At 44.2% G+C, this 15,005-nt stretch carries 13 protein-coding genes; 4 read left to right on the forward strand and 9 right to left on the reverse strand.

All coding sequences use genetic code 11. The features are described from left to right. Positions 1-89: 89 nt before the first annotated feature. From serS to AC1DCV_RS11825, 3 genes are all read right to left on the reverse strand, one after another. Complete coding sequence (gene serS, locus AC1DCV_RS11815) at positions 90-1,358, reverse strand: serine--tRNA ligase (protein ID WP_477023368.1); 1,269 nt, start codon at positions 1,356-1,358, stop codon at positions 90-92. A 142-nt stretch (positions 1,359-1,500) separates the two neighbouring features. Further along, entirely contained in the window at positions 1,501-3,168 is a 1,668-nt protein-coding gene (locus AC1DCV_RS11820) for an NAD+ synthase (protein WP_477023369.1), read from the reverse strand. Between the two features lie 104 nt (positions 3,169-3,272). Beyond that, positions 3,273-3,971 carry a porin family protein gene (locus AC1DCV_RS11825; RefSeq protein WP_477023370.1) on the reverse strand — a complete coding sequence of 233 codons (699 nt, stop codon included), beginning with the start codon at positions 3,969-3,971 and terminating at the stop codon, positions 3,273-3,275. Between the two features lie 73 nt (positions 3,972-4,044). Between AC1DCV_RS11825 and gldB the strand changes: the two genes are divergently transcribed. Beyond that, positions 4,045-5,082 carry a gliding motility lipoprotein GldB gene (gene gldB, locus AC1DCV_RS11830; protein ID WP_477023371.1) on the forward strand — a complete coding sequence of 346 codons (1,038 nt, stop codon included), beginning with the start codon at positions 4,045-4,047 and terminating at the stop codon, positions 5,080-5,082. Between the two features lie 28 nt (positions 5,083-5,110). Here gldB and apaG read toward each other — a convergent pair whose 3' ends face one another. The 5 genes from apaG to AC1DCV_RS11855 all read right to left on the reverse strand — a co-directional run bounded on the left by apaG (position 5,111) and on the right by AC1DCV_RS11855 (position 7,793). After that, positions 5,111-5,497 (reverse strand): Co2+/Mg2+ efflux protein ApaG, encoded by a 387-nt coding sequence (gene apaG, locus AC1DCV_RS11835; RefSeq protein ID WP_106526994.1) that lies wholly within the window; start codon positions 5,495-5,497, stop codon positions 5,111-5,113. A gap of 83 nt (positions 5,498-5,580) precedes the next feature. Next, positions 5,581-5,844 carry a DUF4157 domain-containing protein gene (locus AC1DCV_RS11840; protein WP_477023372.1) on the reverse strand — a complete coding sequence of 88 codons (264 nt, stop codon included), beginning with the start codon at positions 5,842-5,844 and terminating at the stop codon, positions 5,581-5,583. 50 nt (positions 5,845-5,894) lie between these two features. Next, a complete protein-coding gene (locus tag AC1DCV_RS11845; protein ID WP_477023373.1) occupies positions 5,895-6,842 on the reverse strand; it encodes a DUF5777 family beta-barrel protein in 948 nt (315 codons plus the stop codon). A gap of 12 nt (positions 6,843-6,854) precedes the next feature. Next, positions 6,855-7,403 carry a YceI family protein gene (locus tag AC1DCV_RS11850; protein ID WP_477023374.1) on the reverse strand — a complete coding sequence of 183 codons (549 nt, stop codon included), beginning with the start codon at positions 7,401-7,403 and terminating at the stop codon, positions 6,855-6,857. Positions 7,404-7,421: 18 nt separating this feature from the next. Then, positions 7,422-7,793 carry a hypothetical protein gene (locus AC1DCV_RS11855; RefSeq protein ID WP_441573221.1) on the reverse strand — a complete coding sequence of 124 codons (372 nt, stop codon included), beginning with the start codon at positions 7,791-7,793 and terminating at the stop codon, positions 7,422-7,424. A gap of 130 nt (positions 7,794-7,923) precedes the next feature. Here AC1DCV_RS11855 and AC1DCV_RS11860 point away from each other — a divergent pair, with 130 nt between their 5' ends. Both AC1DCV_RS11860 and AC1DCV_RS11865 read left to right on the forward strand, forming a co-directional pair. Beyond that, on the forward strand, positions 7,924-9,204 hold the full coding sequence (locus tag AC1DCV_RS11860; protein ID WP_477023375.1) for a UDP-N-acetylmuramoyl-tripeptide--D-alanyl-D-alanine ligase: 1,281 nt from the start codon (positions 7,924-7,926) through the stop codon (positions 9,202-9,204). Positions 9,205-9,323: 119 nt separating this feature from the next. Further along, on the forward strand, positions 9,324-12,671 hold the full coding sequence (locus AC1DCV_RS11865; RefSeq protein ID WP_477023376.1) for a TonB-dependent receptor: 3,348 nt from the start codon (positions 9,324-9,326) through the stop codon (positions 12,669-12,671). Between the two features lie 588 nt (positions 12,672-13,259). Here the strand turns inward: AC1DCV_RS11865 and mce are convergent. Further along, positions 13,260-13,661 (reverse strand): methylmalonyl-CoA epimerase, encoded by a 402-nt coding sequence (gene mce / locus AC1DCV_RS11870; protein ID WP_477023377.1) that lies wholly within the window; start codon positions 13,659-13,661, stop codon positions 13,260-13,262. Positions 13,662-13,794: 133 nt separating this feature from the next. Here mce and AC1DCV_RS11875 point away from each other — a divergent pair, with 133 nt between their 5' ends. Then, on the forward strand, positions 13,795-15,000 hold the full coding sequence (locus tag AC1DCV_RS11875) for an IscS subfamily cysteine desulfurase (RefSeq protein WP_477023378.1): 1,206 nt from the start codon (positions 13,795-13,797) through the stop codon (positions 14,998-15,000). Positions 15,001-15,005 lie beyond the last annotated feature (5 nt).

A 15,005-nucleotide genomic window follows, 5' to 3' on the forward strand; every position in this document is an offset into this window, starting at 1 on the left:
AAGTGCATGCAAATATTCAGGGGCTGATTATTAAGTGAAGTAATAGCCATGCTATTAAACAGCCCAATAACCAACCCCTGAATGCTAATTTATATCATATGGCTGCCGAAATAACTCTGCAGCACTGTTGGTATATGTATACCTTCAGCGGTCTGGTTGTTTTCCAGCAGGCAGGCCAGGATACGCGGCAATGCCAAGGAGCTGCCATTCAGGGAATGTACCAGCTGTGGTTTACCATTATTTTCCTTGAAACGTATTTTCATACGATTGGTCTGATAGGCTTCAAAGTTACTCACAGAACTCACTTCCAGCCATTTCTGCTGGGCAGCACTGTACACTTCAAAATCGTAGGTGATCGCAGAAGTAAAGCTCATATCGCCTGCGCATAAACGAAGAATACGATAAGGCAGTTGCAGCTGATTCAGCAGGGCTTCTACATGCGCCACCATTTCATCCAGGGCTTCGTAAGATTTGTCCGGATGCACCAGTTGTACTACTTCTACTTTATCAAACTGGTGTACACGATTCAATCCGCGTACATCTTTGCCATAAGATCCTGCTTCGCGGCGGAAACAAGGCGTATAGGCCGTCATTTTGATAGGCAGATCTGTATCCTTTACGATTTCATCCCTGTAGATATTAGTCACCGGAACTTCTGCTGTAGGAATGAGATAGTAGTTATCTTCTGTGGCATGATACATCTGTCCTTCTTTATCCGGCAGCTGACCGGTACCATAGGCAGATGCTTCATTCACCAGGTAAGGCGGTGCATATTCGGTGTATCCATTGCTGGTATTGTAATCCAGGAAATACTGAATCAGTGCGCGTTGCAAACGGGCGCCCCTGTTTTTGAAAACAGGAAAACCGCTGCCGGTGATTTTATTACCCAACTCAAAGTCAATCAGGTCGTACTGTTTGGCCAGATCCCAGTGAGGAACGGCACCATCATACAGATCAGGAATTTTACCACCGCTGCGCACTTCCACGTTTTCTTCCGGTGTTTTACCGGCAGGAACAATAGATGCAGGCAGGTTAGGCAATTTCACCAGCGTATCATGCAATGCTTTTTCGGTTGCATTCAATTCGTCATTCACAGGCCCGAGACGCTCTTTCAAAGCCGCTACTGCAGCACGTTGTGCTTCTCCTTCTTCTTTCTTTCCCTGGGCCATCAGTTTACCTATTTCTTTGGATAAACTATTTACCTGCGCCTGTGTATCATCGTATTCAAGGGTTAATTTCTTACGCTTGTCGTCCAGTGCCAGCACTTCTTCCACTACATCCAGCTCCTTAAAGTTCTTAAAAGCCAGACGCTCCAGCACTAATTCCTTATTTTGACGTATAAACGGTACTTGTAACATGTTGTATGATCAAATTTTAGCAAAGATATTAAAATAGCTTTTAGCCATTAGCTTTTAGCTTTTAGTAAATGCAGCGAAGATCAACATTACATCATCTTCGCTGCATTTACTAAAAGCTAAAAGCTAATGGCTGAAAGCTGGTTCAGCTCAGGTATTTCCCTACTATCGGTACCCTTCTACCCACACCAAAGGCTTTGGAAGATACCCGTATAATAGGACAGAATTGATTTCGCTTGTATTCATTGGTGTTGACCATCTTTAAGGCCCGCGAAACCAAAGCCGAGTCAAAGCCCTTTGCTACTATTTCCCGTGGTCCCTGACGGCGCTCTATGTACTGATACAGGATTTTATCAAGTATGGCGTAATCCGGTAAGCTGTCGCTGTCTTTCTGATCAGGACGCAACTCCGCAGAAGGCGCTTTGTCAATGATATTCACCGGTATAATTTCCTGGTGCCGGTTGATATAACGGGCCAGGGAATACACCTGCATTTTATATACATCTCCCAAAACAGACAATCCTCCGGCCATATCTCCGTATAAGGTACCATAGCCGGTAGATAACTCGCTTTTGTTAGACGTATTCAGGAGAATATATCCAAACTTATTGGACAGTCCCATCAGCAGATTGCCACGTATGCGGGACTGCGTATTTTCCTCCGCCACGTTGAAAGGTAATCCTTTGAAATATGGCTCCAGCGTGGTCAAGAAGGTTTCGTAAATGTCATTGATACGGATGATATCATAAGGGTTATCCAGGTTTTTGGATAAAGCCACCGCATCATCTACGGAGTGTTCAGTAGAGTAGGGAGATGGCATCAGTATGGCCCTTACGTTATCTTTCCCCAGCGCATCGCAGGCAATAGCCAGAGTAACAGCGCTGTCTATACCGCCTGATGATCCCAGAATGGCTTTGGTAAAGCCCATCTTCCCGAAATAATCACGGATACCCATGACCAATGCATCATAGATGCGGTCAATATTATGATCAAATACCAATTCGGTCAGCGGTGTAAATTCAGCGGGCTTCACCGGCGGCAAGTCACTGCCAGTCAACGCTTCCAATGACATCCCGTCAATCGCCTCCTGGAAGTAAGGCAGTTCTTTTGCAATATTTCCCTGCGCATCATAAATGAGAGAGCCCCCATCAAATACAATCTCTGTCTGAGATCCCACGGCATTGCAGTAATACATAGGGATCTTGTATTTCAATACATTGCCGAGAATAATCTCTTTCCTGTCTTCATCATGATCATAATCAAACGGAGAAGCAGATAGATTAATCATCACATCCGGCTCCTGCGCAATCAGTTGATCCATCGGACAGATACGGTACAGTGGATTATCTCCCAGGTTCCAGATATCTTCACAAATTGTTACCGCCAGCTTTTTACCTTTGAAAGGTATAATATTCCATTCGTAGGATGGCTCAAAATAACGATACTCATCAAACACATCATAAGTAGGCAACAGTGTTTTATGTACCACCTGTTTCACCTCGCCTTCATACAAAAACCAGGCTGCATTAAACAGGTCTTTGCCTTCCCTTTGCGGGTTACGGGCAGGCGCGCCTACCAACACCGCTATATCTGTAGCATGCGCTTTTATCACATCAATGGCGCGATAACTCTGCGCAATAAAATCTTCAAATTCCAGAAAATCACGGGGAGGATATCCACAAACACATAACTCCGTAAACACCACAAGGTCTGCGCCCTTGGCTTTTGCAGCGTTGATCCCTTCAATGATCTTGGCAATGTTTTTCTCAAAATTGCCAATATGATAATTCTGCTGTGCCAGTATAATATTCATAATAAAAAGTAGTCTTGTCCCAAAAATATATCAGCCTTCACCAGCTAATGTTTATCCCTTCGCTCTTATCTAACAGCTAAAAGCTAATAGCTAATAGCTAACAGCTAAAAAAATACTCCCAGTCGGAGTGCGAAGCTATTCATATTTATCCTGCCATCATCCCATTTGCCATTGCGGGTTACATCTACAAATCCGTTCTGATAAGTGATACCGGCAAGACCAGTTAAACTCCCACCCAGCGGGTATTCTATACCTGCGCCCAGCAGCATTCCTATATTAATCCGGTTCATTTCCGGCAATATATTTACCCGGTCAAAGGTTTGATTAACAGATCCGTTCGTTGTTACCACATTAGCACGGCCACTCACCGGGAAATCCAGGTAAGTACCAAATTGCCCCCAGAAGCCAATGCCGCCTTCATCCGGCGATGTTTTCAACTTCAACGCCACAGGTATTTCTATATAGGTAAGCTTCATATTGTATTCCGCGGGGTTGGCTTTATAATCGCTCAATCCTTTACCACCATCATACTTCAGCTTACTACCTGCCAACAGCACCTGGAAGCCGGAAGACAATGCATAAGTCCCCTTTTCATTCAGGTTAAAATCGGCCATCAGTCCAAAGTTCAATCCAGCTTTGGCACTATTGCGGTTTACACCCGACTCTTGTGGTTTAAGTATCGATACCAGCGGATTTACGGTAAATCCCAGTCTTACTTTACTCCTGAAAGTACTATAGCCGTCCTGTCCTATGCTGACCTTCGCGATTCCCATGATAGCCAGCAAAATGATGATCTTCTTCATAGATGATGCTAATTCGTAATTTTTTATAATACAAGGTAAATAATAATTTTACCTTAGATGAGTTTTAAGAGTGATGCAAAGTTACATTAATAAATATACCCTGCTGATAAGTTGCCTGGTTGCCCTGCTGGGCACCGCAGCCTGCAATTCCGGTAAAAAAGGTCCGGACGTAAGTCATATACCCGTGACCGTTAGCCTGTCGCGTTTTGACTCTGCCCTTTTTACCATAGATACCAACCATATACAGCCCGGATTGGCGAAGCTGCACGCAGACTACCCTGTATTTCTGCCGCTGTATGTCACGGATATCATGAACCTGGGCGCCTATTCCGATAGTAGTGCGGCGGTTCAACAACAACTGCACCTGTTTCTCACCACGCCTGACTTCCGGCAGCTGGAAAAAGCCGTAGCCGCCAAATATGGCAACAGTGAAAAGCTGAAAGAAGAGCTGGCACAGTGTTTCAGGCATATCAAGTACTATATTCCTGCTTTCCATCCGCCTAAAGTAGTCACCTTTATTTCCGGGATAGCCAATTATGGTGCCATTACAGTAGATTCTATACTCGGAATCGGACTGGATATGTATATGGGGGAAGATTTCCCACCTTATGCCCTGATCCCAGATTATCCGGATTATATGATCCACCGGTTTACCCCGCAATATATTTCGGTTAACTGTATGCAGGTAATACAGCAACAACTGTATCCTCCCGCCAGGAAAAACGGTAACCTGCTGGAACAAATGATGGAAGCGGGTAAGCAGCAGTATTTCCTGGACAAGGTATTACCAGAAACACCGGATACTATCAAGCTGGGCTATACGAAAAGCCAACTGGACTGGTGCCGGGAAAACGAGCAGATGATCTGGCAGTTTTTTGTACAAAATAACCTGGTTTACTCCAGCGACTGGCAGCAGATCACACATTTTATTGGCGATGGCCCTTCTACACAGGGCATGCCCGAGAGTGCGCCCGGTAAAATTGCCAATTTTGTGGGATGGCAGATCATAAAAAAATATATGGATGAGCACAAGGAGGTCACCTTGCAGCAATTAATGGAATCAAAAGACGTGACGGAGATTTTCAAAGCCTCAAAATACAGGCCCCGATAAGGAATTACAGGCTAAACGAAGACAGGAATTAATTTAATTTGAATGGAACGACCATCTGGAACTCCGGAATTTTAACTTCCAGTATCTTCTTATCCAGTTGGTTTTCCATTTGATAAGTACCGTACATCTTGCCAATCTCCGTTCGAAGATTAGATCCCGAGACATACTGGTATGTTTCACCGGGGGCCAGCAATGGTTGCACACCTACCACACCTTCTCCCTCCACCTCGCGGTGTGTTCCGTTGGAATCGATAATGTACCAATGCCTGCGGAGCAGTTTAATAGGGAAAGTGTTATTGTTTTCAATGGTAATACGGTAAGCAAACATGAATTCGCTTCCAATAGGATTTGAATAATCCGGCTGGTAGAATGTTTCCACGCTGATGGTGATGCCCTCTGTTACCTTCTTAACCATAAAATCAACCTTTAACGTAAAAATAAGAAAAATAAAACCAGTGGCTGTAAAAAATCTGATATAAGCCCCACTTTAACGATTCTTTAGACTATTTCAATATTATCCAGTATGGCGGGATCGGCTTCAGAGGCCCTTGCTGCCACCTCCAGCGCATTGTTATAATAGCCTTTGCGCAGGTATTCGGACATATATCTCCATAAAAATCCAAAAAAACCAAAATGCTGGTATTGTTTTATATGGCAAGCCTCATGCCGCATCCACGGAATATCCGATAAAAAGCGTTCCCGGGACGCTCCATGCAAGTGGATGGTGCGTCCCAGGACCATGGCTACAGACTGCACCCGCATAAAGCGGGCGGCAATTTTGGCTAACCACGAATTTTCACGTATGCGGCATCTTATTTTTTCCAATCTTTCTTCCCGAATAACGTAAATCTACGGGAAATATTGAATCCCCAGCGGAATTGCCCCTGTAACCAGGACGTAGTCGTTTCAGGAATGAACTGATTTTCCAATATAGCAGCGGAGTTGGTAAAGGTTATGCTGAATACGTGGCCGCCGGTTTCAATTTCCAGCCCAAGGCCAAGCGGGTTATAGAAAGTAATGCCTTTGGAGGCTTTGAAGTAGTCCTTACTTTCCTGGGTACGGAAGGGATAATAATATTCCGCCAGTAGTCCCAACCTTTTGCTGAGTTTCAGCCGGCCGGCTCCGCCCAGTGCAAACATATTATTCATGTCCATATATCCCACATGGTTGCGGTGTACATAGGTGGGCATCAGACTCAATGATAATTTGTCAGCAAATTTCTTTGATACAATGGCCTGTGCCACATACATCAGCCGGTCAGATCCGTCAGCAAAATGGGAGGCAGCAGCAATATCCGTACTGGAAGGCATGCCACTGATCACCATATTTCCAAATAATGCCAGTGATACGGGCACATGATTATCGGTGGTTTGCTGTAAGAAACGATACTTTACCAGCCCCTCATACAATTGCTGTAAATCCCCACCGCCCTTGCTTCTGCTGATACCTACCATCAGGTTATCGCTGATACCATATTCAAAAGCAATCCGGATATCCGTAGAGTTATCGGTACCGAAGAACGTTTTGGAACCTCCAAACTCGCCGCCAGCATCCCCGAAACGGTGTGCAACCCGGAAATCCAGCTCATGTTTACGGAGCATTTCCGTGGACTGTCCCTGTACAATGCGGGTAGACTTATAAGTATCCCGCACTTTCGTATGCGTAACGCCGGTAGAATCAAAAAGCTTGTCCAGGTTATTTTGTGCCTGCACATACATGCTGACCATGCAGCATAACAATATGGTTGAGATAATTTTCATGGAACGATGCTATTATTTACTGTAAGGAGTATAGATGGCATTCACCGTTACGGCTACTACTTCTGCCACATTTTGTATGACCAGTGAAGGAATTTTAATACCGTGATCGGCTACACGCACATTAAATGTAGAGGTAACCGAGATGTTACTGCCCTGGGTAGTAATGGTTCCTTTGGCCGTGTACGTTTTATCCACACCGTGGATATTAAGTGTACCCGTCACCGTTACCGGATAAGTACCGTCTTTGCTGAATTCCGGGGCGTCATTAATTTTCCCTTTGAATTCGGCGTACGGATATTTATTACTTTCCAGGTAATTTTCGTTGAAGTGTTCCTGCATCAGCTTTTTCTTAAACTGAAAGGTGCTGACAGGCACTTTAAAGAAAATATCTTTTGTTTTTACATTGATGGCAGATGCGCCTTTATCTGTTTTTGCTTCAATATCTTCCAGTGGAGAAGAAGAAAAAAAGGATAAACGGGTATTCTTGCAGGCATACACGTCCTGCGCAGATGCAGCGGACACAGATAGCCATGCACCTATCAAAAGCAGCCAGTATTTCATGTTTATCTTTTTTTAAAGTTATTGATCCGGAAGTCCGTGTGCGATCCAGCAGGCAATAGAATCTTTCATCCCCTGTGTGAGGGCGGGGTATCCCATCGACTGTGGCATATCTGCCTGTGGACCGGTAACACGCAACTCGTATGTTGAACGGTGCGTATTGATATAAGCTTTTAACTTTTCTGCTGTAGAAAAATCAGCTACCGTGGGCGAGTTGCCACCCGGATGGCAGTTGCGGTTACTACAGTTTGCCTGCATAGCAGCCAATGCATAAGCTGTTGTAATTTTGGCAACATCGCAGTTAACACCGCCACTCACCGGCGCGGGAGCCTGATCATTTTTACAGGCAGCAAACAGTAGTATGGCCAATAAAAAAAAAGTAATCCTTGTCATAGGTTTTTCAAAATTTGATTGCTGAAAGTGTTATACGGGATAGTATTTAAATTGGTTGCTTCAAAACGAAGATAAAATTCTGCTATATTACATGATTAACCACTTATTTTTGCACTAAATAAGATTGACCGTGAATATTGAACAACTATACAGCATCTATGAGCAGCACCGCTCGGTACAAACGGATACCCGTAAACTGAAAGCCAATGATATTTTCTTTGCGCTGAAAGGTGGGAATTTCAACGGTAACGAATTTGCCGCCAAAGCATTAGAGATGGGCGCTGCATTTGCAGTGGTAGATGAAGCGGCCTATTTTACCGTACCGGAAAAAATGATGCTGGTAGCCGATGCCCTGGAAGCCTTGCAACAGCTGGCATTGCGGCACCGTCAACAATTAAATATTCCCGTACTCGCCATTACCGGCACTAACGGTAAAACCACTACGAAAGAACTTGTCAATGCAGCATTGTCTGCCGGCTTAAAAACATACGCCACCGTTGGCAACCTGAATAACCATATTGGCGTACCACTGACTATTTTAAGTATACAACCTGATGTAGAAATAGCAGTCATAGAAATGGGGGCCAACCACCAGCTGGAAATAGCCGGTTACTGCAAAGTAGCATTGCCTACCCACGGCATGATCACCAACATCGGGAAAGCACACCTGGAAGGCTTTGGCAGCGAAGAAGGCGTAAAGAAAGCGAAAGGTGAACTCTATGATTTTTTACGCGCCAACAACGGAACTGTGTTTGTATGTAACGATTACGGCTATCTGATAGAAATGGCCACCGGCATTCCACACATCATCACTTATGGCAGCAGCGAAGCAGACTATGTGGGAGAAGCCATTGCCGACAGCGCATTCCTGGCAGTACAGGTAAGAGGCAACAGCCAGGTAGGATTTATACAAACACAACTCACAGGCGCCTATAACTTTCCCAACGTAATGGCAGCCGTAGCAGTAGCCACTCATTTCGGCGTACCGGAAAAAGATATTGCACCGGCTATTGCACATTATACCCCTTCCAACAACCGTTCACAGGTAATACAACAAGGTAGTAATACCATCATCATGGATGCCTACAATGCCAACCCATCAAGTATGAGAGCGGCCATTGAAAACTTTGCAGGCATACAGGCAGATAAAAAAGTGCTGATGTTGGGTGCCATGGCGGAACTGGGAGCCGATAGTGTAAAAGAACATGCCGACCTCATTACCTTACTGGAACGCACACACTGGGATGCCGTGGTATTGGTAGGCGGTGATTTTAAAAAGGTAAACCACCCTTACATCTTCCTGGAAAATGCAACAGAAGCAGGAAAATGGTTACAGCAACAACAACTACAACACGCATACATTCTGATCAAAGGCTCCAGGAGCACAGGTATGGAGAAGGTTTTGGCTTAACCGCGTATGCGGTTCGGTGGCTGGATATCTATCGTTCAAAAAAAATGTTAACGATTTCATAATTGTATTATTTTTAATACCTGAATCTGTCATTTGAACTTTACCAAAATCTGAATCGCATGCACAAAAAACTTTGGTGTTACCTCATTTGTATGCTTTGTTGCGTACTATTGATTCCTAATGCCCTGTTTGCCCAGGAAACCACCGCAGACATTGCGGGTATTATTGGCAGTAAAGAAGGTCCCGTACCAGGAGCCAGCATTGTAGCAATACATGTACCTACCGGCACAAAGTACAATACCGTTTCGCGTAAAGACGGTCGTTTTAATTTACCGAATCTCCGTGTAGGTGGTCCTTACACACTCACCGTCTCTTACATTGGTTTTAAAGACGAAAAGCGGGACAACATTTCCCTGTCGCTGGGTCAGGAATACAAGGCAGATGTGACCCTGCAACCCAGTACCAGCACACTTACAGAAGTAGTAGTTACTTCTATCAGTCAAAACAAAGTAATTAACAAAGCACGCACCGGAAGCCAGGAAGTCATTACCCGTTCACAAATGGACCGGCTACCTACTATCAGCCGGTCTATGCAGGACTTCACCAAATTAACACCTTCCGCTAATGGCCTGAATATTGGCGGTAGAAGCAACCAGTTAAACAACATCACCGTTGATGGTGCCAACTTCAACAACTCTTTCGGTTTGCAGGCTACACTTGGCTCTCAGACCTCTTCTCAGCCTATCAGCCTGGAAGCTTTAGAACAGATACAGGTAAACGTATCTCCTTATGATRTAAGACAAGGTGGTTTCTCCGGTGCCGGTATCAACAGTGTTACCAAGAGCGGTACCAACACCTTTAAAGGATCGGTGTATACCTACATACAAACACCAGGCTTACAAGGTAGAAATGTAGGTACCGTCACGGTTCCTAAACCGGATTTTAATTACAACATGCGTGGCTTCTCTGCCGGCGGTGCTATTATTCCCAACAAACTGTTCTTCTTTGTAAGCGCGGAACAGGAAAGAATCAAAGCCCCGGCTACCAGTCTTGTTGCCAACAAACCCGGTGGTGTAGCGGGTGGTAACGTTTCCCAGGCAGTAGCAGATACCCTGGATGCGCTCAAAAAATTCCTGATGAGTCAATACGGATACAATCCAGGCGACTATCAGAATTATACCTATCGTACGCAGAGTGATAAAGTTACTTTTAAAGTAGACTGGAATGTAAATGATCACAACACCTTCACATTTAAATACAGCTACCTGAAATCGTTTAAAGATATCCCTGCCAGCAACAGTGGTGCACCAGGTGGCGGCGCTGTTGGAAGTGGCCGTCAGCCCAGCGCTACAGGTCTTCCTTTCAGCGGTAGCGGCTATACGATCAACAATAATTTCAACATATTCATTGCAGAATTAAATACCCGTATCGGTAATCGCGCTTCCAATAAATTCCAGGTTGGATACTCTGCATTACGCGACTTCAGAGCAGCACTCTCCGAAAGCAATTTCCCACTGGTGGATATTATGAACGGACAAGGCGCCAGCTATACCGCCTTTGGTTATGAGCCATTCACTTACAACAACAAGCTCAATACCAATGTATTCCAGTTGTCCGACATCTTTACCATGTACAAGGGGAAACATGAAATCACCATCGGTACGCAAAACTATTACAAAACATTCCTGAATGGTTTTGCACCTAACTACAATGGTAACTACCGTTTCAATACCCTGGCTGATTTCTATGCCAGCGCTAAACCTGGTGGCTTGGCTACTGCATCCCGCTATGCGTTATCTTATGCTACGACCAAGGATAAATCCTTCCCGTATGCGAAAATAAACATGCTGGAACTGGGTGCATTTATACAGGATAAGTGGAGTGTCACCAACTTCTTTACCTTTACTTATGGTGTACGTATAGACTTACCCGTTATAGGCAGCACATTTGACAAAAATGATTCGCTGGCTACTTTAACTTTCAGAGATGGAGCAAAAATAGATGTAGGTCAGGCTCCTAAAACCACGCCACTGATTTCACCAAGAATTGGCTTTAACTGGGATATCACTCACGATGGTAAAACGCAACTGCGTGGTGGCGCCGGATTATTTGCAGGTCCTCCACCAGCGGTATGGATCAGCAACCAGGCAGGCAATAACGGTGTACAGTTTGGATCGTTTACTGCACAAACCAACGCCACTACACCTGTTATTAATTATCCATTCAATCCTGATCCGAATACCTATCGCGATAACTCAGGACAGTTATCCAAATCATACAATATAGCCGTTACCGATAGGAACTTCAAATATCCTCAGGTATTAAAAGTAACACTGGCAGTAGATCGCCAATTACCATGGGGTATCATCGGTACATTAGAAGCCAATTACTCTAAAGATATCAATGCCGTATATTTCCAGAACGTAAATCTTCCTTCTACCGGGTTCCAGCTGGACAGCACACCTGATCACCGTCTCCGCTACAGCGGTTCAAAGATTTACGGAGCAGGTACCAGCCTGGGAAATCCTAACATCAGCGATGCTATCCTGATGCGTAACACCAGTAAAGGATACTCTTATTTTGCTACTATACAGCTGCAGAGAAATGTAAATAATCTTTACCTGAGTGCCGCCTATACCTACAGCAAGGCGCGCAGCGTAAACGATGGTGGTTCCATTGCACAGAGCAACTGGCGTGATCGTCCGGTTCAGGGAGATCCTAATGAAAATGTATTGGGATATTCCAACTATTACATGCCCCATCGTGTGGTGGCTGCTGCTACTTACAGATTTACCTGGGCTAAACATTTTGCCACTTCCGTTGGTATGATCTACGAAGCCGCGCCTAGTGTGAACGTACTTTACAGCGCTACTTCTTATACTTACAATGGCGATCTGAATAATGATGGTTCCGGCGGTAACAATGACCTGATCTATATTCCGAAAACCAGGAATGATATCAAACTGGTACCAGTAGGTTATGGTGACAAAGGATTTGATCCAGCTACTGCTGCTGATAAACGCACCGCCACTATTATTTGGAACCAGCTGGATAACTTCATTAAACAGGATAGTTACCTGAGCAGTCACCGCGGTGAGTATGCAGAACGCAATGCGGTGGTATTACCTTTCGCTAAGAGAATGGATGTAAATATTACACAGGATATCTTTGTATACAGTGGCAAGGAAAAAAACAAGCATACTATCCGTATCAGTTTCGACATTATTAACTTCGGTAACTTCCTAAATAAGAACTGGGGCATTTCCAAAATACCTAATGTACCTTCTTTCCTGAAGTATGAAGGTCAGTTTAAAGATCCTACCGGTGCTACCACCAATGCAGCCGCTTTCTCCTTCCCATACCAGGATGCAGCTAACCAGATTCCGGTTACTAATTCGTGGAGAGATAATACGAATGTGATTTCACGTTGGCAGGGTCAGGTGGGAATAAAGTATTTATTTAATTAATAAAAACAGACATTGTATAAAATGAGAAAAGTCCGGGTAATCCGGACTTTCTCTTTTACATGACTTTATCTTTTACATAAAAAAAATATAACGACTGTTCATCCTGTGCATAATAAAAATCATTCCTCAAACAATTTCTCCAATATACTATGCGTTAATAGAAATGAAAGCTAGAAATAGCATCTGTACTATCCCTCCCTGAAGATTTCCTGATTTTAATGTAAATCACTCTTTATATAGAGGCAGCTTTAAAAAAAAGACCTGCAAGCTAAAAAACCCGCAGGTGTTCATAACCTATGCCAACTTTAGAGTAATCGTTAAAACTTAAACTGTTAATAATCTATAAAGCTTAAGTCCTGTAATATTTTGAGTATTGTTCTTTTTTGTATTTGAGTGTTTGTAGATATAACGTAATGGAAAATGTATTTGTTCAAAAATTTATAAAATAATTTTGGTCTTATCTTTTTTGTGCCCTTTTGGGGGGTGTTTCATAATTACTTACGAAGGGATAATTCCTTTGGATTGCTAAAATGGAAAAAAAGTTAAAAAATTTATTATTATTTATATTTGAAATATATAAGTAAATGTCTACTTGATCTCCTGACAAATCTCTATCAAAACTCCGTTACTATGCTTTGGATGCAGGAAACAGATCAGTTTATTATCCGCCCCCTTTTTTGGTGTTTCCTGTAATAAAACAAACCCTTCTTCCTGTAATCTCTTCATTTCCGCATAAATATCTGCCACCTCAAAAGCGATATGATGCATCCCTTCTCCCTTTTTATCCAGGAATTTGGCAATGGCACTGCCTGGACCGGTTGCTTCCAGCAGTTCTATTTTGGTTTCTCCCTGTTGAAAAAAAGCCGTCATCACCTGTTCACTACTCACTTCTTCCTGTTTATAACAGCCGGTATTCAGCAGCTTTTCAAACAGTGGAACGGAGTCTGACAATGAGTTTACCGCGATACCAATATGTTCTACCCTGAGCATGTTTAATAGTTTATCGATGTAGTTGAAATGCAGTATCCGTAAAGCTTTTTCGGAATATGCTTAACCCGGTAAAAATAGAACTTATGTTGTAAATTTGTTTGGTTCGGATTTTAATATAAATAGAAAGATAAATATGTTACAGCTGCCTGTTTACCTGGACAACAACGCCACCACCCCCTGCGACCCAAGGGTTGTAGCTGCCATGTTACCTTACTTCACGGAAGTATATGGTAATGCCGCCAGCCGCAGTCACCCGTTTGGATGGGCAGCAGAGGAAGCGGTAGACTATGCCCGTGAGCAGGTAGCGAAGCTGATTGGTGCGGAGCCCAAAGAAATCGTGTTTACCTCCGGGGCAACGGAAGCTGTTAACCTCGCCATCAAAGGCGTATATGAAATGTATGCCGGCAAAGGTCAGCATATTATTACCGCCGTTACCGAACACAAAGCGGTACTGGATACCTGTAAACACCTGGAAAAGCAAGGGGCGCAAATCACCTGGCTACCGGTGAACCGGGAAGGAGAAATAGATCTGGCGGAACTGGAAGCTGCCATTACGCCGCAAACCATCCTTATTAGTATCATGTATGCTAATAATGAGGTAGGGGTGATCCAGCCAATACGTGCCATCAGCGATATAGCCAGAAAGCATGGCGTTCTGTTTATGACCGATGCCACACAGGCTGTTGGGAAAATCCCCGTAGACGTCAATACAAACGGTATAGACCTGCTCACCCTCAGCGCGCATAAAATGTATGGTCCCAAAGGAATAGGGGCGCTATACGTGCGCAGACGGTCACCACGTGTAAAACTCACCGCTCAGATAGATGGAGGCGGACATGAAAGGGGGATGCGTTCCGGCACCCTGAATGTACCCGGTATTGTAGGCCTGGGAAAAGCCTGCGAACTATGCCAGGCAGAAATGGCGGCAGATGCCGCAAGGATAACACCTATGAGAGACCGCCTGGAAAAAGCCTTGCTGGAACTGGAACAGTCTTATGTAAACGGTTCCGTTTCCCATCGCCTGCCACATACCACTAACCTGTCTTTTAAGTATGTAGAAGGAGAAGCCCTGATGATGGGCTTTAATAAAAACATTGCCCTCTCTACCGGTTCCGCCTGTACGTCGGCATCACTGGAACCCAGCTATGTGCTGAAAGCACTGGGCCTGAGCGATGACCTCGCACATGCCTCCCTCCGTTTCGGACTGGGACGTTTTACCACAGATGAACAAATAGATTACGCCATCCGAACCATTACCGATGCGGTCAATAAACTGAGGAGTATGAGTCCTGTCTGGGAAATGTATAAAGATGGTGTAGACCTCGATACAATAGCCTAAAAGGT

It is taken from the genome of Chitinophaga sp. 10T418 (assembly GCF_056394125.1).

Excerpts from the sequence above, each read along its gene's own strand:
- mce (WP_477023377.1), bottom strand. The coding sequence starts at position 13,661 with ATGCTCAGGGTAGAACATATTGGTATCGCGGTAAACTCATTGTCAGAC.
- gldB (WP_477023371.1), top strand. The coding sequence starts at position 4,045 with ATGCAAAGTTACATTAATAAATATACCCTGCTGATAAGTTGCCTGGTT.
- AC1DCV_RS11820 (WP_477023369.1), bottom strand. The coding sequence starts at position 3,168 with ATGAATATTATACTGGCACAGCAGAATTATCATATTGGCAATTTTGAG.
- AC1DCV_RS11840 (WP_477023372.1), bottom strand. The coding sequence starts at position 5,844 with ATGCGGGTGCAGTCTGTAGCCATGGTCCTGGGACGCACCATCCACTTG.
- AC1DCV_RS11825 (WP_477023370.1), bottom strand. The coding sequence starts at position 3,971 with ATGAAGAAGATCATCATTTTGCTGGCTATCATGGGAATCGCGAAGGTC.
- AC1DCV_RS11845 (WP_477023373.1), bottom strand. The coding sequence starts at position 6,842 with ATGAAAATTATCTCAACCATATTGTTATGCTGCATGGTCAGCATGTAT.
- serS (WP_477023368.1), bottom strand. The coding sequence starts at position 1,358 with ATGTTACAAGTACCGTTTATACGTCAAAATAAGGAATTAGTGCTGGAG.
- AC1DCV_RS11855 (WP_441573221.1), bottom strand. The coding sequence starts at position 7,793 with ATGACAAGGATTACTTTTTTTTTATTGGCCATACTACTGTTTGCTGCC.
- apaG (WP_106526994.1), bottom strand. The coding sequence starts at position 5,497 with ATGGTTAAGAAGGTAACAGAGGGCATCACCATCAGCGTGGAAACATTC.
- AC1DCV_RS11875 (WP_477023378.1), top strand. The coding sequence starts at position 13,795 with ATGTTACAGCTGCCTGTTTACCTGGACAACAACGCCACCACCCCCTGC.
- AC1DCV_RS11850 (WP_477023374.1), bottom strand. The coding sequence starts at position 7,403 with ATGAAATACTGGCTGCTTTTGATAGGTGCATGGCTATCTGTGTCCGCT.